The 22,135-nt window shown below is 63.4% G+C and carries 13 protein-coding genes; 1 reads left to right on the top strand and 12 read right to left on the bottom strand.

The window, feature by feature from the left end:
* Positions 1 to 53: 53 nt before the first annotated feature.
* On the bottom strand, positions 54 to 833 hold the full coding sequence (locus GGD40_RS28685; protein WP_179745933.1) for an SDR family NAD(P)-dependent oxidoreductase: 780 nt from the start codon (positions 831 to 833) through the stop codon (positions 54 to 56).
* A gap of 10 nt (positions 834 to 843) precedes the next feature.
* Positions 844 to 2,181 (bottom strand): MFS transporter, encoded by a 1,338-nt coding sequence (locus GGD40_RS28680; RefSeq protein WP_179745932.1) that lies wholly within the window; start codon positions 2,179 to 2,181, stop codon positions 844 to 846.
* A gap of 235 nt (positions 2,182 to 2,416) precedes the next feature.
* Here GGD40_RS28680 and GGD40_RS28675 point away from each other — a divergent pair, with 235 nt between their 5' ends.
* The gene (locus GGD40_RS28675; RefSeq protein WP_179745931.1) at positions 2,417 to 3,382 is read left to right on the top strand and encodes a LysR family transcriptional regulator; all 966 of its coding nucleotides are present in this window, start codon (positions 2,417 to 2,419) and stop codon (positions 3,380 to 3,382) included.
* Positions 3,383 to 3,503: 121 nt separating this feature from the next.
* On the opposite strand, the gene GGD40_RS28670 is transcribed toward GGD40_RS28675, so the two are convergent.
* From GGD40_RS28670 to GGD40_RS28625, 10 genes are all read right to left on the bottom strand, one after another.
* Entirely contained in the window at positions 3,504 to 4,670 is a 1,167-nt protein-coding gene (locus GGD40_RS28670; protein WP_179745930.1) for a porin, read from the bottom strand.
* 158 nt (positions 4,671 to 4,828) lie between these two features.
* Complete coding sequence (locus tag GGD40_RS28665; RefSeq protein WP_179745929.1) at positions 4,829 to 5,695, bottom strand: class II glutamine amidotransferase; 867 nt, start codon at positions 5,693 to 5,695, stop codon at positions 4,829 to 4,831.
* A 304-nt stretch (positions 5,696 to 5,999) separates the two neighbouring features.
* Positions 6,000 to 6,365 (bottom strand): response regulator, encoded by a 366-nt coding sequence (locus GGD40_RS28660; RefSeq protein WP_028196001.1) that lies wholly within the window; start codon positions 6,363 to 6,365, stop codon positions 6,000 to 6,002.
* Positions 6,366 to 6,385: 20 nt separating this feature from the next.
* Positions 6,386 to 7,357, bottom strand: a complete 972-nt coding sequence (locus GGD40_RS28655) for a chemotaxis protein CheX (protein ID WP_179745928.1) — start codon at positions 7,355 to 7,357, stop codon at positions 6,386 to 6,388.
* Positions 7,358 to 7,394: 37 nt separating this feature from the next.
* Positions 7,395 to 7,934 carry a hypothetical protein gene (locus tag GGD40_RS28650; RefSeq protein ID WP_179745927.1) on the bottom strand — a complete coding sequence of 180 codons (540 nt, stop codon included), beginning with the start codon at positions 7,932 to 7,934 and terminating at the stop codon, positions 7,395 to 7,397.
* Entirely contained in the window at positions 7,931 to 8,668 is a 738-nt protein-coding gene (locus GGD40_RS28645; protein ID WP_179745926.1) for a methyl-accepting chemotaxis protein, read from the bottom strand. Before GGD40_RS28645 ends, GGD40_RS28650 begins: the two co-directional genes overlap by 4 nt.
* A 44-nt stretch (positions 8,669 to 8,712) precedes the next feature.
* A complete protein-coding gene (locus tag GGD40_RS28640; protein WP_179745925.1) occupies positions 8,713 to 11,103 on the bottom strand; it encodes a HAMP domain-containing protein in 2,391 nt (796 codons plus the stop codon).
* A gap of 253 nt (positions 11,104 to 11,356) precedes the next feature.
* A complete protein-coding gene (locus GGD40_RS28635) occupies positions 11,357 to 12,280 on the bottom strand; it encodes a DNA/RNA non-specific endonuclease (protein ID WP_179711157.1) in 924 nt (307 codons plus the stop codon).
* A gap of 174 nt (positions 12,281 to 12,454) precedes the next feature.
* A complete protein-coding gene (locus GGD40_RS28630) occupies positions 12,455 to 13,150 on the bottom strand; it encodes a DNA alkylation repair protein (protein ID WP_179745924.1) in 696 nt (231 codons plus the stop codon).
* 578 nt (positions 13,151 to 13,728) lie between these two features.
* Positions 13,729 to 22,131, bottom strand: a complete 8,403-nt coding sequence (locus tag GGD40_RS28625; RefSeq protein WP_257030731.1) for an amino acid adenylation domain-containing protein — start codon at positions 22,129 to 22,131, stop codon at positions 13,729 to 13,731.
* Positions 22,132 to 22,135 lie beyond the last annotated feature (4 nt).

Here is a 22,135-nt window from a genome sequence, read left to right as displayed (position 1 = left end):
GGTGGGTCCTGTGCATGTATTGGGCGTTGTGCTGGGCGGGTGGCGTCGTCGCTTCAACCGTTCAACAGCAAGCCGTTCTCCGCGGCGATCACCTGGCCGGTCATCGCCGGCGCATGCGCGGCGATGAACCACGCAAGGTCCGCGATCTCGCCGGGCTGCGAGACGCGCTTGAGCGGTGCGACCTCCGTCATGCTGTCGACGATTTCCGCGTACGCCGCTTCACCGAGCACGCGGCGCGGCAAGCCGTCGTCCACCATGCCTGGGGCCAGCGCATTCACGCGAATATGCGGCGCCAGATTGCGGGCCAACGAGAGCGTCAGCGTGTTGACGGCGCCCTTCGAAGCCGCATAGGCGATGGAAGACCCCGTGCCGTTCAACGAAGCCAGCGACGAGATATTGATCACCGAACTGCTGTGCGACGGTGTCGACGATTCGCGCAGCACGGGCACCGCGGCGCGCGTCATCTGAAACATGCCGATCAGGTTCACGCGATACACCCGCTCGAACTCCATATCGTCGACGGAAGCGAGATCGCCGTGCGGGATAAAACGCGTCGTCCCCGCGCAGTTGATCAGCGCGTCGATGCGCTGCCATTGCTTCGCCACCGTCTCCACGGCCTTCACACAAGCGACGTCGGACCCGACGTCGGCGTCGAAGATCAGCGTCTCGGCGCCGAGCCGCCGGCATTGCGCTTCGACGGCCAAGGCCGCTTCACGCGTGCTGTCGTCGAAATTGCCGAGCGCCACCGCCCAGCCGGCGCCCGCGAAGCGCAGCGCGGTCGCCGCGCCGATACCGGTCGCGGCACCCGTGACCATACAAACCTGATGCGTCATCCTGCTCTCCTCATGCTGTCCTGCGCGTGGCCGGCATGGCCAGCACGATCACCGCAGCCAGCACCAGCGCGCAGGCGAGCACGATCATGCCGGGCAGCAAGGTGCCGGTCGCGTCTTTCAGAAATCCAATGACATACGGGCTCACGAAACCCGCCAGGTTGCCGGTGCAATTGATCACCGCGATCGCCGCCGCCGCGCCCACGCCGCCCATCAGCGCGGTCGGAATGCCCCAGAACACCGGCGCAATCGAATTGATGCCGATGGCCGCGACCACCAGCGCCACCATGGAAAGCCACACGTGCTGGCCGAGCAGCACCGACGCCAGCATGCCGGCCGCGCCGAGCACCGCGCACACCGCGACGTGGATGCGCCGCTCGTCGTGTTTATCGGCGTGACGCGCGATCAGGATCATCGCGACCGCGCTGATCAGCGACGGCACCGCCGACAACAAGCCGATATTCGCCACGCTGACGACGCCGCTGGCGCGGATCATCGTGGGTAGCCAGAAGACGAGGCCGTAGTTGCCCATTGCGATGCAGAAGTACAGCAGCCCGAGCAGCCACACTTTCGGATTGGTAAATGCGCCGCGCACCGTTTGATGCGCACGGGTCTGCGCATCGGCGTCGAGGTCGCGCGCGAGTAGCGCCTTCTCGTCTTGAGAGAGCCAGCTCACCGACTCGATACGGTCGTGCAGCACGAAGAACGCGACGACGCCGACCACGAGCGAGGCGATCCCTTCGATCAGGAACAACCACTTCCAGCCGGCGAGTCCGTGCACGCCCGCCAGGTGCTGCATGATCCAGCCCGACACCGGACCGCCTATCGCGCCCGACACCGGAATCGCCGCCATGAAGAGCGCAATGATCTGCGAGCGGCGGTTCGACGGGAACCAGGTGGACAGATACAGCACGATGCCCGGAAAGAAACCGGCTTCGGCGACGCCGAGCAGAAAGCGCAGCACATAGAACGACGTGGCGCCGCTCGCGAACATCGTCAGACACGACACGATCGACCACGTCACCATGATTCGCGCGATCCAGAGCCGCGCGCCGACGCGATGCAGGATCAGGTTGCTCGGCACTTCGAAGATGAAATAGCCGAGGAAGAATATGCCCGCGCCCGCGCCATACACGGTCTCACTCAACGAGAGATCGGTGAGCATCTGCAATTTAGCGAAGCTCACGTTCACACGATCGATATACGCGACGATGAACGCGAGAAACAGAAACGGCACGATGCGCCACGCGAGCTTGCGATAGAGCGCCGCGCGTTCTGCGGATTCGACGGGTTCGCCGGGTAAAACAGGACGAGCGGGCCGCGCGGCGCCGTCGTAAAGGGGGGTGCTCATGCATGTCTCCTTCCGCGCGCTTGGTGGCGCGCTGTGGTCGCGGCGTGCGGTGCATGAAGCGACTCCGGTTATACCCTGAGTCAGGTGGCCGACGCGTAGCTGCTATGCTCGCCTCACCCGTTTCACGCCCAACCGTCCCGCCGATAGTGAAGCGTAGCCGGGTTGCACACCGCGCTGCAAATCACCGTTTCGGCGCGAGTTATTACCGTTTAGTTATGTTCATGAGGCGATCCGGGTGGCAACCCTTGAAAACGACGCAATCGACCGCTTCTTTCGCAGCGGCCTGAAACTGCCGCATCTGCGCATACTGGTGAGTCTCGCCGAGCTCGGCCAGGTCACGCGCGTAGCGGCCGCATTTCACGTGACGCAGCCGGCCATCTCGAAGCAGATCGGCGAAATCGAGGAAGCGCTCGGCGTGCCCGTCGCGCGGCGCGTGGGCAATGCGGTCGAGTTGACCGGCATCGGCAAGGTGATGGCCGCGCGCGGGCGCGAGATCCTGCGGCATATCGAACTGGCCCGCCGCGACGTCAGTGCGTTGACCACGGGTACGGCCGGTCACGTCCGCTTCGGCGCGGTCACGACGATTCCGCAGCCGCTGATCGCGCACGCGGTCGAACTGTTCATGCGGCGTGCGCCGACCGCGACACTGTCGTTCGTCGAAACGACGCTCGACAAGCTGGTCAAAATGCTCGACGAAGGCGAGCTCGATCTCGCCTTAGGACGCAATCGCATCGCCGACAATCAGGACGTGCTGAGCCAGCAGACGCTGCATCGCGAGCCGTTCGTGTTCGTGGTGGGCGCGAGCCATCCGCTCGGCAAGGTCGATCTGCCGGTGAGCTGGAACGATCTGCGCCCGCTGCGTTGGATCACGCCGTTGCGCGGCTCGCCGGCCTTTGCGACGCTCGTCGAAGCGCTCGCCGCGCAGGGCATTGCGCTCGATCGCGGCGCGCTCGAATCCAGTTCGCTAACGTTGAATCTTTCGCTGCTGATTCGCGGCGACTTCGTGTCGATCCTGCCGCTCTCGGTCGCACGTCATCACGTGAGCCGTGGACGGATGCGCGTGCTGCCGCTCGCGCCCCTCGAACCGCTGGGTGAAGTGGTGCTGGTGTGGCGCGCGGATACGTCGGCGCCGGCAGCCGATCTGTTCAGCGACTGCTTGCGGGAATCGTCGTCGGAATTGCTGACGGGTGAGGCGGAATGACGTGATGGACTCACGGATAACCCGACGCGCGTCGGCTCCCGAATATCCTCACCTTTGACCACGATGAAGACATTCGGCAGCCCGGCCGCCCTTGCGACGGCCGGTGCGTTCATGCAAACAATCAGAACTTGTGACGGATGCCGACCACTGCCAGCTCCTGGCTGCTGGTCCCCGAGTTGACACCGAAACTGCCGATCGACGCCTGCGCGCTCACCACCTTGCCGCTCGCGTTCAACGTGTTGCCGCTCGCCTTCTGGTAGCCCGCCAGCGCATACAGATCGGTGCGCTTGGACAGCGCGTAGTCCGCACCGAGGTTGACCTGGTTGTAATGCGCCGAGCTCGGGCCCGTCAGCGACGTGTAGTTGTAGCCGACACCCGTGCGCAACGCCGGCGTGATCTGATAGTTGAAGAACACCGAGCCGTTATTGAACTTCGCCGTGCTGTGATACGCGGAGAACGCGTCGGTCGCGTACTGCGTGTTCGAATACGCAAGACCGACCGTTGCCGCGCCGATCACGTACTGTCCACCCACCCGCACGATCTGAATCGACTTCGCGCTCGCAAAGCCCGAGTTGATGACCGTGTTGAACAGCGTGTCGGAACTGCTGGTCCACGTCCGCACGTTACCCGTCGTCGTATTGCCGCCGTTGGCGTAGAAGTAACCGGCGCCCAGCGACAGCGGGCCATTCGCATAGGCCGCGCCAAAGCTGTAGGTCTGACCGTTGCCGCTTGCACCGGCCACGCCGCCCACGCCATACAGCGCTTCGACCTGGAAGCCGGCGAACAGCGGGCTCACATACTTGACCGAGTTGCTGACGCGCAGGCTGTTGTCGTAGTTGTCGAGGTCGCCCGGCGAAGCGAAGGTGCCGCCGAAGTAGTTGTCTTCCGTGAGGCCTTGAACCAGATCGACGATCGGATCGTATTGGCGTCCCAGTGTGACCGTGCCCCACGTGCTGCTCGACAGACCGACCACCGACTTACGGCCGAATTCGCGGCTGCCCTGGCCCAGCGTGCCCGTGCCGAGGTTGTAGCCGTTCTCGATCTGGAACACCGCGGCGAGACCGCCGCCCAGGTCTTCGGTGCCCTTGAGGCCCCAGCGACTGCCGGAGACGTTGCCGCTGCTGAACTTCACCAGCGACGACTGATTCTGGCCGTTCGCACCTTGTGCGTTGTGGACGTAAGCGATGCCGGCATCGGCGATGCCGTACAGCGTGACGCTGCTTTGTGCCTGAGCGCCGGCCGCCAAAAGGAGACCGGCGGGCAATGCGAGGAGAGAAAGACGCTTCATGGTTCGTGTGTTCCCGTATCGATGTTGTATTTCTTTAAAACTGGCGAAACGATACGAGACGAGCGGGCGTCGGCAAACTAACTAAATCTTCGAAGAATATGAAAGCGACAGTGGCGCGACCTCTACGACGGTCGGGCCAGTCCCGTTTCGACGTGACGTCACGCCGGCACGGCGGACTGTTCGGAGACCGCGTATTTCGACGTGGCGAGCACGTCGGCGGGAACGGCGACGTGGGCGCGGCGCAGCAGCGCGCCGCTGCGGAACATCAGCAGATCGCCGGGTTGGCAGGCGGTCCACACTTCGTCGGTCAGCGGCGTGGTGGCGATCACCGCGGCGCGATCGGCCGGCGTGCCGCGCTCGGCAAAATCCACGCTCAGATCGCCGTCGACCAGACGTGCGCTGGAAAACGGCCAATGACGGATTACGTACGAGAGCCGCGTCGAGCAATAGGCGAATTGCGCCTGCCCGTTCGACAACACGAAGTTGAAAATGCCGAAGGTGTTCAGCGTGCGCGTCGCCTGTTCGATGACGTTGAACACGGCGTCGATGTCGTCGACGTTTGTGTCCGTGCTCGTGTTCGTATTCGCGGCGAAATGCGCGTAGAGGCGGTTCATGATGAAGCAGAACGCGGCTTCGCTATCGGTCGTGCCGACCGGTGCATACGGACCGGGCTCCGGTTCGCCGAGCGGCCGCAAGTCGCCGTTATGCGCGAACAGCCATTGCTGGCCGCGCAACTCGCGCATGAACGGATGGCAGTTCTCGACGCGCGCGCCACCCTGCGTCGCCTTGCGAATATGCGCGACGACATTGCGTGATTTGATCGGATAGCTTTTCAGAAAGGCCGCGACCGGCGACTGATACGCCGGCTTTTCGTCGACGAACACGCGGCACGCGCGGTCTTCGTAGAAGGCCACGCCCCAGCCGTCGACATGATGGTCGGTGAGACCGCCGCGCGCGGCGAAACCCGTCAGCGAGAAACTGACGTCGGTGGGTTCGGCGCAGCTGAGGGCGAGCAATTGGCACATGTCCGGCCTCGCCCTACGCGGCCTGCGCCAGCCAACGCACAGGCATAAGCACCGGCATACGCACAGACCCAGGCACGAACAACGCGACGGCATCCGCCATTACGGCGCCAGCACTGCCTGAAGTTATCGCGGCCATCACTCGTCATCCCGGGTCGTTCACAGTCATTGGGAGACTAGCGTGTTTCAACCGCCGCCGTTATAGCGAATCGTGCTTTGCAAATCACGGGCAAGCGGCTCCCGAAAAACCTCACCTTTGGCCCATCTCACCGCATTGGCTGAGCTTTTACCGCCGCTCTTACCGACTTCAGCTCGCCAGCTTGCGGAACGTTTCCAGCACCGCGTCACCCTTGAACGGCTTGACGATCCAGCCTTTGACGCCCGCCGCCTTGCCACGCTCTTTCATGGCCGGGCTGCTTTCCGTCGTCAGCATGATCACGTTGACGGTCGTGTTCGCCAGCTCGCCGCGAATCTTTTCAACCATCGTCAGGCCGTCCATGTTCGGCATGTTGACGTCGCTGATCACCAGCTTGATACCGGGGCTGGCCTTCAGCTTGGCGAGGCCGTCCTTGCCGTCCACGGCCGTATCGACGTCCAGGCCGTTCTTCTTCAGAAAGCCGGCCACTTCGTCGCGCACCGTGCTCGAGTCATCCACCACCAGAATTTTCGACATGATTTTTCCTATGACAACAATCAGAACAGATCCAGTTCGCCCGCTTCGACCATGGCGCCGACGTCGTCCGTGACTTCCTTGAAGTCTTCCGGCGACCAGCTCAGGCTGAACACAAAACGTTGATGCAGCTTGACCGAACGTCCCGACTGCGGGTCCTTCAGCCAATACATGAAGCACAGTTGCGGATTGCCGCTGCCGAACGAGATGTACCGGTGCTTGTGATTCACCAGCAGCGGCACCTGCACCTGGCTGCGCTGCCAGGCGTCCGCGTCGCCGACATAGCGGTTCTTGAACGACCCCCAGATCAGGTTCGTCACCTCGCCGAGCACGCCGTTCAGATCGCGGAAGTCCGCTTCGCCGTCCGGCGCGTGGTCGACCATCCGGTAACGATCGAGCAGGTCGAGGATCGGCGCCTCCTCGGCCTGCATCATCATGTAGCCGCGGCACCACGCGCTTTCCAGCGGAATCAGGCTGAACACTTCGCCGAAAATGATGCGGTCGCGCACGATATACGGCGTGTCGCACGTAATGACGAGGTCCTTGAACACGTCGCCGAGAATCGCCTGCGTCATGTCGGCAATACCGCGCACCAACGCGTTCGGATAGTCCAGGCTGAAAATGTATTCGTCGATCAACTGGCGCAGCGGCGCCATGTCGTGCCCGACATAGGCGGCGCAGACCACACGGCGCAGACTCTCGGGCAAGCTATCCACACTGGCCTCGCTATCGCGCCGCATGATGATCGGCAACTCGGGCCGCACCGCGTTGATCCGGATCGCGATCTCGGCGCTGGCTTCGAGCGAGCCGCCATAGCTCTCGGAGAACAGCACCGCGCCCAGATCGATATTCGAGCGCAGCACCGACTGCAACCGGTTCTTGCCGACTTTCACGCCAACCAGATTGTTCTCGTCGCAAAACTGCTTCAGCGCTTCTTTGTGCAGCGGCGAGTCGTCCAGCACCAGCACCTTGCTGACCGGCTTGTTCATGTTCATGTCGCGTTCCTGCTCACTGCGGCGAATCGCCGGGTCGTTAAAACAATTCCAGCTCGCCGCTGGTTTCTTCAATAGCGCTGGTATCCGCAACGAAGTCGATCGGCGCATGCGCGCAGACGCATACCGTCGCGGCGAGGCGCACGTCGCCGTTGAGCGTGATCGCATACGACGACAGCAGACCCGGCTTCAATTCATGCAGATGCGGCAGGCAACGCGCGTTCAGCACATATGGCGTTGACATGCCGAGATCGGGAAAGTGATTCAGCAATTCCTGATTCATCGCCCCGCAGCAGAGATTGCAGATTTCCAGAAAGACTTCCTTGAACGAGCGCTCGTCGGCCTCTTTCAGGTAGTACTGGCGCGCGCTGTCGTTCTCGTCGAAATGGAGAATCAGCAACAGCCGGTACACGATCGACGAAATGGTCAGCACGACCACCTGCGTGTCTTTGGTCGTGCCGGCGCTCGCGTCGTCGATCGGTACGATCTCGAACAGGTCGCCCGAATCCAGCGGCAAGCGCGCCTGCGCCGCCTTGCGAAAAATGCGTTCGAAGCTGTCTTTGGCGTGGTCCGAAATCACGCCGGCACCTGATGCAGCTTCGCGTAAAACTGATTGGCGAGCGACTCGACGCTCGCCAGCGACGCCGAGATCATCTTGCCGCCCGCCTGAATGTCCTGGAACGTGGACGTAGTAGTCAGGTCGTTGCGATGCAGACTATCGCGATAGCTCTTCGACAACTCTTCGGAGCGCGCCGCGAGTGCGCGCACTTCGCTGGCCACCACCGCGAAACCGCGACCCGCCGGACCCGCGCGCGCCGCTTCGATCGACGCGTTCAGCGACACGATCACCACATGCCGCACGATCGACGACAGCTCCTGATTCTTCGCGTGCATGTCGTGGTTCTGCGTCATCAGCGAGATCATCTGCTCGTGCCAGCGCTCGAAGGTCGCGCCCAGCCCTTTCAGACGCGCGGCTTCGCCGGCGATCCGCTGGGCTTGCTGGGTCCACTGATCCTTGTCGCCGGTGAGGGCGTCGAGCGTGGCGCGCAGTTCGTCGGCGCTGGCCGATTGCTGCCGCAGCTCGTCGCGCAACTGGTCGGTCAGCGCGAGCAGTTCCTGCTCGGCCTCCTCGCGTTGACGCAGCAAGTCACCATGGTCGATCTTCTCGGCCATCAGCGTATTGATCCGGGCTTCCGCTTCGGCACGCAAACGTGCAGCCAGCTTCGCGCTATGCAGCTTGTGGAGGGCAAACGCCAGCAGCGCGGTGATCGCGCTGCCGGCTGCTGCTGCCGCTAAACCATACTGTTGAATCACAACCCTTCCTTGCGAAGTTCATCGCGACGCGCATCGACCCGCGCTCAGTCCGCCATCGCGTCGAGTTGCAGCTCGCCGGTTTCACCGCGCGCGTTCACGCCGAGCGTATCCACCGCGAAGCTGTCCGGCAGGCAGACGATCGTCTGGAACTGACGGAATGCCGCGCCCTTGTGATCGTCGGTGAAACGCAGTTCGATGCTGCCGTGCTCGCGCTTGAGGAAAGCACGCACCGCGTCCATACCGACACCGCGGCCCGACACTTCCGTGACCGTTTCCGCAGTCGAGAAGCCTGGCCGGAAAATGAAGTCGGCAATCGCTTCGTCGCTGAGTGCTTCGTCGCCGTTGATCCAGCCGCGTTCCGCCGCGATGCCGCGAATCCGTTCGAGCGCGAGGCCGCGGCCGTCATCGCTCAGCGTGATCTGCAATGCACCGCTGTCCACGCCGACTTCGATATCGATCGTGCCGGCCGGCGTCTTGCCGTGTGCGCCGCGCATGTCGGCGGTTTCAATGCCGTGGTCCATCGAATTGCGCAGCAGATGCATGAACACGTCGTTCAGCGTGCCGCCCGCCTGGCCACGCAGACGGTAGCCGTTGTCGTCGATCCGCACGTCCGGCGCCGGCTTGCCCAATTCGCTCGCGAGCGACGGCAGCGAATCCAGCACGCCCGACAGCGCGTCGGCCACGCTCTCGCTACCCAGCGCCCGCAGCGTGCGGCGCATCGCGTCGCGCATGGATTGCAGTTCATGCAGTTCGCCGGCGTTGGTTTGATCGAGCATGCTCAGCGTGCGTTGAATGTCGTCTTTCTCGACCATCACGAAACGGCCGGCGTTGCCTGCTTCGTTGGCCAGACCCTTACCCTTGCGGCCGAGGCTGTGTTCGTTGATCTTCGCGTAGCTTTCGATCGCTTCGCGCACGCGCGTCAATTCCTGCATCAGGTGATCCTGATCCCACGGGCGGTCCGCATCCGGCTGGCGCAGTTCGTGATAGCTCTGCTCGGTTTCGTGGACGACGTTGGTCAGATGCTGCAGGTTATACGTGCGCGCATTGCCCTTGATGGTGTGCATGTTGCGGAACAGCTCGACGATCGCTGCGTGATCCGCTTCCGAATGCTTGCGGATAATGCGCTCGTTCTCGCTGACGAACCCGGCCGAGCTTTCGATGAAGTGATGGAACTTCTCTTCGCTGACCGCGAGAATCTCGCCGATCATGTCGAGACGGCGACGCTGTTCGCTGGCTTCCGCCGCGAGCTTGCGCAATTCGGTGACGTCGCGCACGCACAGCATCAAGCGCACGATCACGTCGTTTTCATCGGTAATCGCCGACCAGCTCAGGTCGAGAATTTTCGCGCGACCGTCGGGCATGCGCTTCGAAATCTCGCCGACCAGCAGATGCTGATTGAACACGAAGTTCATGCAGTCTTCGCCAAGGCACGCATGAGCGGCGGCATCGACTTGCGAGAGCGCGTCCGAACCGAGATCGGTGTCGCCGAACACGAGGTCCATCAGGCCCCGGCCGGCAATGTCCTTGGTTTCGAAGATGTCTTCCAGATACGCCGAGTACTCCGAGTGGATCACCGCGCCGTCGACCACGGTCAGAATACCTTGCTGCATGTTCTGCAACATCGCCTGAATGTCGGCGGTTTTCTGCTTCAGTTGCGCCGAGCTTTCCTGAATCTTCTCGATCATGCCGTTGAACGCGACGATCGAATGACCGATCTCGTCGAGTCGGCCCACCGGCACGCGGCGCGTGAAGTCCTGGCTCGACGCGATCTCGCTCATCATGGCCTGCATGCGGCTCAGCGGGCGTGTGATCTGGCGGTACAGCAGCGAGCCGATCGACGTCAGCAGAATGATCGCGATACCGGTGACGATAGCAATCGCCGTGGTGGTGGTCGATAGCGTGGCGTTCAACGCCGTGATCGCGTCGTCTTTCTGGCGATTCTTCTCGACGCGCAAGGTCTCGACGATGCCTTCGAGTTCGTCGCGGTATTGCGCGACGTTGGCGAACAGATAGGCCTGGGCGAGTTCGTTCTTGCCGTCGGCCTTCATCTTCGCCGTTTCGGTAATCGCGGAGAAATAGTTCTCGAGGCTGTCGTTGGCCTGCGAAACGAGACCTTGCTGCGCGTGGCTCGCGGCGTCTTTAGCCTGCAAGGCGAGCGCCTGTTGCAGCGAGGCTTTTTTCTTCTTCAGCTCGTCCTGCGCCTGCGTCACCATGTTGGCATCGGGCGCGTAGACCAGCGTCATCGTGGCAAGTTGCACGTCCTTGACTTGCGAGACGAGGTCGGCGGAGGCGAGCGCGCTGGGCACCACACCTTCCGTCACCTTGCGTACGTCGGCCGCGCTGCCGCGCGTCTGATAAACGGCGTAGCCGCCGATCGCCGACAAGGCGACGAACATCAAAACAACCAATAGCGTGATGCGATGACGGATAGTCATTTGAACCCCCCGGGGTCTGGCCTTCGCGTCAGCCCTCGATCGGAGCAGCGCGTTTTGTACGAAATATGGTCTGACTTGCAGCGCTGCCGAGTATTGCCGAGGTTTGTTACTAAGCCATGACTACACTGTTCTGGTGCGTATAAAAATCCGTAAATAAATCGCTAAAGTTTTTGAATGAAAAGCCGTTAATGTTTAACGGCCAATTTTCTGATGTCACCGTTAAGACAAGCTGCGCGCATAGCGCCCAGCATCTCTAGACTCGAATGCTTTCGAAGGAATCGAGTGGCTCGACCAGTTCGGTTCCTTGCGCCACTTCATGTTGAGAAAACCCGTCGTAGGGAATGAGCGCGCTGAAGTCTATATTCGTGTTCTGCATCACACTCCGGATACTGATCTGGAACGTCTTATACCCGGCGTAGACAAACTTGAGGTGCTCAAGCGCCTGCACCTGATCGACCTTATAGGCGGTCGCGGAAGGACGGCCGTTCTCCGTCACAATCGCGACGACTTTCCAGAACGCCTTCGGGATCAGGGCGCCGCGATAGGCCAGGTCGTTCGCGCCGAAGAACGGGCCGGTGAAGACCGACACGCGCATGCGATCCACCTTGGCGTGCCGTAAAACGTAGTCTTCGAGTCCCAGCCAGACCTTCTGATTGACACTCGCCATTTGCGGGCAACAGTTCGTGAAATGGAACGTGTCGGCATTGGCCGTGCGCGCTTCCTCCAGCGTGCCCCAGACCGGATCTTCTCGACGCACCATGTGACCTCGGTCCAGTGCGTTGCCGTCGTAGAGCGCGTCTCCCCATTGATCGTCTTTGTCGAGCCGTCCGTCGAAACACCACACGTCGGTGCGCGGCACTTGCCGCGATTGCGCACCGTCGATATTGACCGCGGTGATGAGCGGAAGCCGTCGCGAGGCCGACATGATTACCGAGAAGTTTTGATACCTGAGTTCGGCGCCCGGCCCGCCCCGGCGAAGCGGGCGAATGTCGCCGGCAGGTTGGGGCAGCGCGACGCGCCAGCCTGTCAGGAAGTCGGCGTTGTAGCCATGACGCCCGCTCAATTCGTCGGGCGACGTAGTGGGTTCCCTGCCCGCCTTTTCGAGCGAATCCGACGGGTTCCGGCCGAGGCGAACCATGTCGGCGAGGGTGGTTTTCCGGGTGGGCGTCACGGGCATCGTCAGACTCCTTGATGAGGTACGGGTCGATCTGAGTACCATCATCAATGGTCGGGGGTGACGAGGCGGCGCTTACTTCTCTAGAGATTGATGTGAATCAAGCGACGCAATCGCACAGGTGCTAGTTGCTCCGGCGCAAGATAAGCGGCCGCGATCGAAAGTCCTGAAGCAGGGTCAGCGAATCGACGGCAGATGCTTCGACGCTTCTCGCACGGTGAGCGGCGACATGATGTCGCCGGAAACCGATAGAAAGCCGCTCACCGCTTGAGGCGCGTGCCACGCGTAATCGCGCAACGCCCAGCCGATCGCTTTGCGGATGAAAAAATCGCTTTCGTTGGCCAGCGAGCGGGCATAGCCGAACAGACGCGTTTCGTCGGTGTGATCGCGCCAGCCGAGCTGATGAATCATTGCGACGCGCCGTACCCACAGCGAGTCATGTTGAAGCGCCGCATCCATGGTGGCCTGTGCTTGCGGCGTGTGTGTTCGCGCCACCTTCAACACATCGCCGACCACACCTGCGAGCGGGTCGACGCAATCCCACCAGCAAGCGCGCTGCACGATCTCCAGCAAATGCGTGATGTCTGCCACTGCCAGCGTCTTCCACTTGCGCGCCAACAAGTCGGTTGCGACATACTGGTATTCGCGTGCCGGCATCGTCCACACGGCGTTCGCGCACGCCAATAAATGCTCGGCGTTCTCCACCTCCAGCCGCTTGAATACCGGCAGCACAGCTTGCCGCCGCAGCGGGGTGGGCACGCCGACAAAGTCGAACTGATCGCGCATGTAGGCACGCATAGCGGGCGCGCGCTGCGCGTCGGCGTGCGGTGCGAGCGCGGCCTTGATCTCTTTGGCGAAAGTCTTGGGCGTCATTGCGGGAAGCGCTCCACGTAAACGAGTTCAAGGACGAGATGCGGGCACGGATCCAGGCTCCCGAATTCCCTCACCTTTGAATTTAAAGTGCGGGGACAGGTAGCGATATTCTCACCTCGACCGCTCCCGAATTCTCTCACCTTTGGTGTTTTTAGTTGACGGTTGCCTGCGCAATCGCATCGGTATGTCATTCTGCGCGTGGCAAACGCACTCCCTGGAAATCCTCACCATATCGACGGTGCGAAGTCGGCATGACACTTTCTCACCTCCTGGAATCGCTCACCTTTGCGGTCGATCTCCTGGAACGCCTCACCTTCGGATGCTTTGCAGACGCCAGAGGTGCTGTTCTGTTCTTGCATCGACTCACCGCTCAGCGACCTGCGGACGGTCTCCTGGAACAGCTCACCTCTGATCCCACCGGGGCCGCCTCCTGGAAACTCTCACCGCTGATGACAGTGACCTCGTCTCCTGGAATTCCTCACCGTTGATGGCAGTGACCTCATCTCCTGGAATTCCTCACCGTTGATGGCAGTGACCTCGTCTCCTGGAATTCCTCACCGTTGTCTCGACGACCGCCGCTATCGCAGCGCGGCGGCCACTAACGGGCCGATTAACGCCAGTGCTTCCGGGTGCAACATCTTCTCGTGCAGACACGTAATGTCGTGGGCCACGATATCCCCGCCGATGTACGGCTGCCACGCGGTTGGCTCGCCCAGCAACGCATTGTCCGGTTCGGTCCGGGTGGCACGAAAGAACAGTAAATTGCCGTCGAATACGCTGGGTCTGAACTGGCAGATCAGTGCCGGCGTGGCCTTTAACTCGTCGAAGATCGCGTTGAATACATCGTCATCCAGCCCGTGGGCAAGCTCCCTTCGGTGACTTGGCTGTCGCCGGATCGCATCGGGCGACGACGGCTCGTCAGCATGCTCCCACGGTGTATCGGACAGCGACTGAAACAGCAGCTTCATGATTTGCAGGTCGGTTGGCGGGAGGGGCATCTCGACTGCGGGAGGGATCGGATAGCTGTCGAACATGATGAGTTGCTCGACCTGCTCATTCTGATGCTGCAGCAAGGTGGCGACCGCGTGCGCGATATGGCAACCGAGCGACCAGCCCAGCAGGCGGTAAGGGCCGGCGGCCTGCACCGCGCGGATCTGTTCAAGATAGTCTGCAGCGATCGTCTCGATCGTGCCGAAGCGGCGAGTCGGCTCGCTTAACCTGCGCGCCTGCAGCGCATACAGAGGGCGATCGGGGAGATAGCGCAGCAATCCCGCATAAGGCCAGCCGAACCCGCCGCCTGGGTGGATGCAGAACAACGGCGGATGCAGTCCTTGAGTGCGCAACGGCAGCAGAACATTCAGCGCCCCGGAATCTTCCCGCGGGACTGCGTGGGCCGCGAGTCTTTCGGCGAACAAAGCGATGGACGGCGCCTCGAATAACGCCCCCAGCGAGACGTCCCTACCGAATGTCACGCGCACCTGGTTCAGCAGACGAGCGGCCATCAGCGAGTGTCCACCGAGGGCAAAGAAGTTGTCGTGCCGGCCGACGCGTTCGATGCCGAGGAAGGCCTGCCAGAGCGTGGCCAGCATCGTTTCAGTCTCACCTTGCGGTGCGGCGTACTGCTGCAGGCTGAACGCGTCGCCCGGCGGCGCAGGCAGCGCCTTGCGGTCGAGCTTGCCGTTCGGAGTGAGCGGCAACCGCTCAAGATGAACGAACGCGGACGGGACCATGTAGTCCGGCAGCCGGCGCTCAAGGTGGGCACGCAGCTCGCCCGGCAGTCCGGCACCGGCCGTCGCGCCATCGTGCAGCGTGACGTAGCCGACCAGACGCGCTTCGCCCGGTTGATCGACGCGCGCGAGCACGACCGCTTCCCGCACCTCGGGGTGGGTCGCGAGCTGGACCTCGATCTCTCCCGGTTCGATCCGGAAACCCCGGATCTTCACCTGCTCGTCATTGCGCCCGAGGAACATCAGGTTGCCGTCGGGCCGATAGCGGGCGAGATCGCCGGTGCGGTACATGCGGGCGTCGGGCGCACCGGCGAACGGATCGTGCAGGAAGCGTTGCGTGGTCAGTTCCGGCTGGTTCAGATAGCCGCGTGCCACGCCAGCGCCACCAATGTACAGCTCCCCCACGGCCCCCAGCGGCACCGGTTCGAGCTGTGCGTCCAGCAGATAGATGCGGGTGTTCGCGATCGGCCTGCCGATGGTCGGCGCGGCGTCGCCGGGGCGGACGATACCCGACGTGGCGACCACGGTCGTTTCGGTGGGGCCGTAGTTGTTGACCAGTTCGATGGCCGCGGGCAGCGCGGCGGGACGCTGCGCAAGGCGGTCGCCGCCGACCAGCAGGCGGCGCAGACCGGGAGGCAGGCCGGCGTCGATGGCGAGCAGCGCGAGCGGCGTGACGAGGAACACGGTATCGACCGGTTGATCCCGCCACCAGTGGAGCAGCGCGGCAGGATCGGCGGCCAGACCCGGGGGCGGCAGCAGCAAGGTGGCGCCGCTGGCGAGAACGGGCCAGATTTCCCACGCGGTGGCATCGAAGGCCAGGCCGGCCGTCGCGGTGCTGGCGCATCCGGGCCGCAGACCGAAGCGCTCGATATGCCAGCAGACCAGATTGACAAGCTGCCGATGCTCGACCATGACACCCTTCGGCTGCCCGGTGGAGCCCGACGTATAGATCACGTAGGCCAGATGGCGGGAGGTAAGGCCCGGCACGACCGGATCGGTGTCGGGGCGGGCCGACCAGGCGGGCTGCGACGCATCGAGATCGATGTGCGCAACGGCGGCCGGCAGCAGATCGTCGAGCGCGCGCCGGCCCGCGCGATCGATCAACAGCAGCGTCGGCTCGGCGTCGGCCAGGATGTGCCCGATCCGTTCGCGCGGAGAGTCCGGGTCGAGCGGCACATAGGCTCCGCCGGACTTCAGGATCGCGAGCAGGCCGACTACCATCGTGACGCTGCGCTCAACACAGATCGCGACGCGGGTATCGGGCCGCACGCCTTGCGCGATCAACTGGTGCGCGAGCTGGTTGGCACGTGCATTGAGCGCTGCGTAGCTGAGCGCCGCATCGTCGCCTACGAGCGCAGTGACATCCGGGGTGAACTCGACCAGTTGCTCGAACAACCGGTGCAGACATAGCTCGTCAGGATAAGGAGTTTCCGTCGCGTTCCAGGTCTGCAGTAACAGGCGGCGTTCGTCCGCCGCTAAAAGCGCGATGTCACCGACGGGGAACATCAGGCCGGCGCACGCGTTGCCGAGATAGTGCACCAGCCGGTTCGCGTGATGCGAGATCGTCGCAGTGTCGAACAGTGCATCATTGAAGCGCAGTTCAAGATCGATCGGCGCGGCGCGGCCGAACTGCGTGTAGAGAAACGACAGGCCGCTTTCGGGCCCGCTCAGCCATCGCACCTGGGTCGGCGCCCCGGCAACCTCGATGCTTCGCCGCAGAAACAACGTGTTGATGCTGACCTCGGCGTGGCGCGGATCGAAACCATGGCGCCGCACCAGTTCGCCGAGCGGATAGCGGCCGTGCCGCAGGACTTGCCGGTGCGCGCGGCAGACGCGCTCTATCGCATCCGCCAGCGTATCGGCCGCGGGATCGAACGATGCGCCAACCACCATCACCTTGGCGAACTGACCAGGAATATCGAGCGCTTCCCGGGGCCGGTTCAGAAGCGGCACGCCGAACGCGACCTCGTTTTCGCCGCTGACGCGGGCAAGGTACAACGCGGTCAATGCCGTCAGGCATTCCGACAGCGTCAGCGACAAGGTATCCGCCGTCTGCGCCAGCGCGACTTGCAGCGTCGCCGGCAGTGACCGGCACAGCGACCCGACGCGACGTGGAGCATGCGTCGCATACGGTCGGTCGGCCAGTAACGTCACCAGCGCCGGGCGCTCGAAGGCGCGGCAGGCGCTCTGCCAGAACGCCGCGTCACGCGCATGTTCGGGCGAATCCAGGTAGCCGCGCTCCAGTGTCAGCGTGTCGAGAAATCCGCGATCTCGTTCGAACGCATGCGCAGGATCGCGTTCGAGTTGTCCATAGTTCTTCGCGACGCGCTCGAAAGCGCGCAGCGCGGACCAGCCGTCGTTCAGCATATGGTGTGAGCGGAGCGCGACCACGGCGCAATCGGACCAGTGAAACACCGCGATGTCGCTCGATTGATCGCCACGCCGGTCGTTCAATTCATGGTGCCAGTCGTACACCGCCTGCAATTGCGCATCAGGTGCGAGTGCCGCGCTGTCGGAGAAGCTCGCAAAGCGGGTTGTGGGCACCGGTGTCTCCCGCTGCAATCCGCTATCGGTCCATTCCAGCCGGAGCGATTGGGTTTGCGTGATCATCCCGCGCGCAGCGGCCTCCACCCGGTCGCGATCGACAGTGGGTGCGCAGCGCATCACCGCCAGCGAGAAAAACGACGAGCCCGGCGGCGACGCCTGCTCCTGCATCCAGACAGCCTGCTGGGCCGGCGACAGCCCATACCATGCACCCGTGGCGGACAGCGGGCGGGCGATCAGCCTGTTCAACGCCACACCGTGCGCAGACACCTGGGTCAATGTGATACACACATCCCAGAGCCGATCGACCGATGCCGTCGGATCGCGCGTCGCCTGCGAAATGAGCACCCGATAGAGCGCGACGATGGCTTCGACGCTCGCGTGATCGAACAGATCGACGCTGTAGGCGACTTCCGCTTTCAAGACATCGTCCGCGTGCTGGAACACGATGGCGAGATCCGCGCCGCGGCCGGGATTTTCGCGTGGCACCGCGTCGACCGACACGCCCGGGAGCGTCGCCTCGTTTTCGACAGCGCTCGGCTGTAACTGGCAAAACACCTGAAACAGCGGGTCGTGAGAAGCCAGCCGAACCGGATTGACGGCGGACACGATCTCCGGGAAGGGAAGTTCGCCGTGCTCCAGCGCAACCAGCAGTTCCTCCGACGCTCGCAGCAAATGGCTCTGGATCGAAGCGGACGGTTGGATCGTATGGCGTAGCGGAATCGTATTGACGAACAGCCCCACGATGTTCTCGGTGGCGAGCGGGTTGCGGCCCTCGGTCACGGTGCCGATCACAACGTCGCTGCTGTGCGCGAGGCGGCTGCACAGAATCGCCAGCAGGGTCTCGAGCACGACGAACGGGGTCAGCCGCAACGACGACGCGGTACGGCGGACGCTTCGGCTCAGCTCGGCCGGTAGCTCAAGACCGATGCGCCCGGCGCGATCCGTCATGCCGGCAGGACGCGCGCGGTCGAACGGCAGGTTCAGGCAGACCGGCGCGCCGGTCAGCTTGTCGCGCCAGTGCCGCCGCAGTTGCGCCAGCCGTTCCGTGCTCAGTTGTCGTCGTTGCCAGGCCGCGTAGTCGCGGTACTGGATCGGCTCGGGCGCATGATTCGGCAGGTGGCCAGCACTCAGAGCCTGATAGGCGCGCACGATGTCGCGCCAGACGATCGTCCACGAGATCGCATCGATCGCGATGTGATGGATGCCGAACACGAGGAGCGCGCGGTCGTCGTCTTCGTCGTGTTCGACGAACAGCGTCGCGCGAAATAGCGGCCCGCGGAAACAGTCGGGCATCACGGCGGCCTCGTTCTGCGCGGCGCGCAGACCGTCCGGCTCAAGCGCGTCGACCGGCCGGATAGCCAGCCGGAACTCCGTCGGCGCATCGATCACCGGGCAGAATGCGCCACTGCCTGGGTCTGCAGCGTAGCGGGTGCGAAGAATTTCATGCCGTGCGACAACCGACGCCATCGCCTGTTCGAGCCAGTCACGACGTAGCCTGCCGGACAACCGGAAGATGCACGAAGAATTGAGAATCCCGGTGCTTGTCGACGACGTTTCGAACGCCACCGCCCGCTCTTCGGCGAACGAGAGTGGCAGCTCGCCGTGACGATCCACCGCCACGATGGGCGCGCGACTCGCCGACGCGGAGCTCGCGGCCGCGGCCGCCGCAAGCTGCGCGATGGTCGGGCCATCGAAGACACAGCGCAGAGGCAATTCCTTGCCGAACGCCGCGCCGAGACGCGCCACCAGGCGTGCCGCGAGAATGGAGTGTCCACCGAGGGCAAAGAAGTTGTCGTGCCGGCCGACACGTTCGATGCCGAGGAAGGCCTGCCAGAGCGTGGCCAGCATCGTTTCAGTCTCACCTTGCGGTGCGGCGTACTGCTGCAGGCTGAACGCGTCGTCCGGCGGCGCAGGCAGCGCCTTGCGGTCGAGCTTGCCGTTCGGAGTGAGCGGCAACCGCTCAAGATGAACGAACGCGGACGGGACCATGTAGTCCGGCAGCCGGCGCTCAAGGTGGGCACGCAGCTCGCCCGGCAGTCCGGCACCGGCCGTCGCGCCATCGTGCAGCGTGACGTAGCCGACCAGACGCGCTTCGCCCGGTTGATCGACGCGCGCGAGCACGACCGCTTCCCGCACCTCGGGGTGGGTCGCGAGCTGGACCTCGATCTCTCCCGGTTCGATCCGGAAACCCCGGATCTTCACCTGCTCGTCATTGCGCCCGAGGAACATCAGGTTGCCGTCGGGCCGATAGCGGGCGAGATCGCCGGTGCGGTACATACGGGCGTCGGGCGCACCGGCGAACGGATCGTGCAGGAAGCGTTGCGTGGTCAGTTCCGGCTGGTTCAGATAGCCGCGTGCCACGCCCGCGCCACCAATGTACAGCTCCCCCACGGCCCCCAGCGGCACCGGTTCGAGCTGTGCGTCCAGCAGATAGATGCGGGTGTTCGCGATCGGCCTGCCGATGGTCGGCACGGCGTCGCCGGGGTGGACGATACCCGACGTGGCGACCACGGTCGTTTCGGTGGGGCCGTAGTTGTTGACCAGTTCGACGGCCGCGGGCAGCGCCGCGGGACGCTGCGCAAGGCGGTCGCCGCCGACCAGCAGGCGGCGCAGACCGGGAGGCAGACCGGCGTCGATCGCGAGCAGCGCGAGCGGCGTGACGAGGAACGCGGTATCGACCGGTTGATCCCGCCACCAGTGGAGCAGCGCGGCAGGATCGGCGGCCAGACCCGGGGGCGGCAGCAGCAAGGTGGCGCCGCTGGCGAGAACGGGCCAGATTTCCCACGCGGTGGCATCGAAGGCCAGGCCGGCCGTCGCGGTGCTGGCGCATCCGGGCCGCAGACCGAAGCGCTCGATATGCCAGCAGACCAGATTGACAAGCTGCCGATGCTCGACCATGACACCCTTCGGCAGCCCGGTGGAGCCCGACGTATAGATCACGTAGGCGAGCCCGGCGGCTTCATGGCCATCCAACCTGAGCGGGGATTGCGACTGGTCGCCCCAGCAGGGCGTTTCGGCGTCGAGATCGATAAGCGGGAGCGTGCCGGGCAGTAGATCACCGAAAGCGGAACATCCGGTCCGGTCGGCAATCAGCATGGCGGGCGCGGCGTCGTGGACGATGTGGACGAGACGCGATCCGGGAGAGACGGGATCCAGTGGGACGTACGCGCCACCTGCCCTGACAATGGCGAGCATCGCAACAACGAGCGCGGGCGTGCGCTGCGCGCAAACGGCAACGCGGGTCTCGGGCGCGACGCCCAGGTCGAGCAGGTGCCGGGCTAGCTGGTTGGCACGCGCGTCGAGTGCGGCATAGCTGAGCGACTCGTTGCCGACTCTGATCGCAACGGCATCGGGATGGCGGTCGGCCTGGTGCTGGACGAGCTGATGGATGCAAAGCTGGTCCGGATAGGGCCGCGACGTGGCATTCCAGGTGTCGAGCAGAAGACGCCTTTCGTCGTGCCCGAGCAGATCGATGCGGCTGAGGGGCTGTTGCGGATCGGCAAGCACGCTCTCGATGAATTGCCGCAACCGTCGACCATGCGCCGCGACGCTGGCATCGTCATACAGATTCGTATTGGCGTCGATATGCAACACGAAGCCAGGCCTGCCCGGCTGCCCCATTACCGTCACGGCGAAATCGTTGACGAGGCCGTTCGACAGCGCATGCAATGTGGCCGGATAGCCGTCGAAACGCCACGAATCGTCGAGCGGGACGATATTGATCCGGGGGCCGAAAATCGGTGCCGCGGCTGTGCCCAGCATGTGCCGGATGTCCTTACCGCGGAAATACTGGTGCTTCAGGTGTCTGAATATCTCGCTATCGACACGCTGGGTCAGCGTGGCCAATGTGTCGTCATTCGACATCGACACCTTCAGCGGCAACACGTTGGCGAACATGCCGGGCGTTGCGCGCGTGTCCTTCGCCCGCGCTGCAATCGGGAAGTCGAAAACACCGCTCCCGAGATTAGCCATGCGCAACATGTAGGCTGCCACGATCGCGGTGAGCAACTGTGGCCATTTGCAGAACGGTGTTTCTGCAACCGCCAGCGCCGCCGTCAAAGACTGTGACAACTCGATCGAACGTCGCCGGAACAGACCGCCCGCATCAGGCGGGCCGCCCGTCATCGTCGTTGCGCCGGACAATTCAGCGACGTAATCGCGCCAATAGTCGCGATCACTCGCGTAGCGGGCAGAGCGTCGGTACGCGGCATCGCTCTGTAGCAACACGTCGAGCGGCGCAAAGTTCGCCGCTGCGATGGGACGCTCCTGCATTAACGCCGAATAGATCGCGCCGACCCGGTGGGCCGCAAGCGGAATGCTGGCGCCGTCGAATGCAATGTGGTGGTAGCGCTGGTACCAGAGAAAATGCTCGCTATCCAGCTTGAACAGGGCGTACTTGAAGAGGGGTCCTTCGACGAGGTCGAGAATAGTCGAGGCGTCGACCCGCATTGCGTGAAGCGCCGCCTGGAACGGAGCGGCGTCGCCGGACAGATCGACACAATCGAATGGTAACGGGGGCGGCCCGATGAGTTCCTGCATCGGGCAGCCAGCCGTATCGACGAAACGAATGTGCAACGCCTCGGCTTCAGAAACGAATTGCTGTAAAGCCTGCCTGAATACAACGGTATCGACAGGACCATGAATCTCCAGATAAAAACAAACGTCGAATCGAGGATTTTCCGGAGCGAGTTGTTGCGCAAACCACATCTCA

The organism is Paraburkholderia bryophila (assembly GCF_013409255.1).
In the GTDB taxonomy this organism is placed as follows: Bacteria; Pseudomonadota; Gammaproteobacteria; order Burkholderiales; family Burkholderiaceae; genus Paraburkholderia.
The sequence above is the reverse complement of the archived record's forward strand: the minus strand, read 5'-3'. Positions and strand labels throughout refer to the sequence as shown.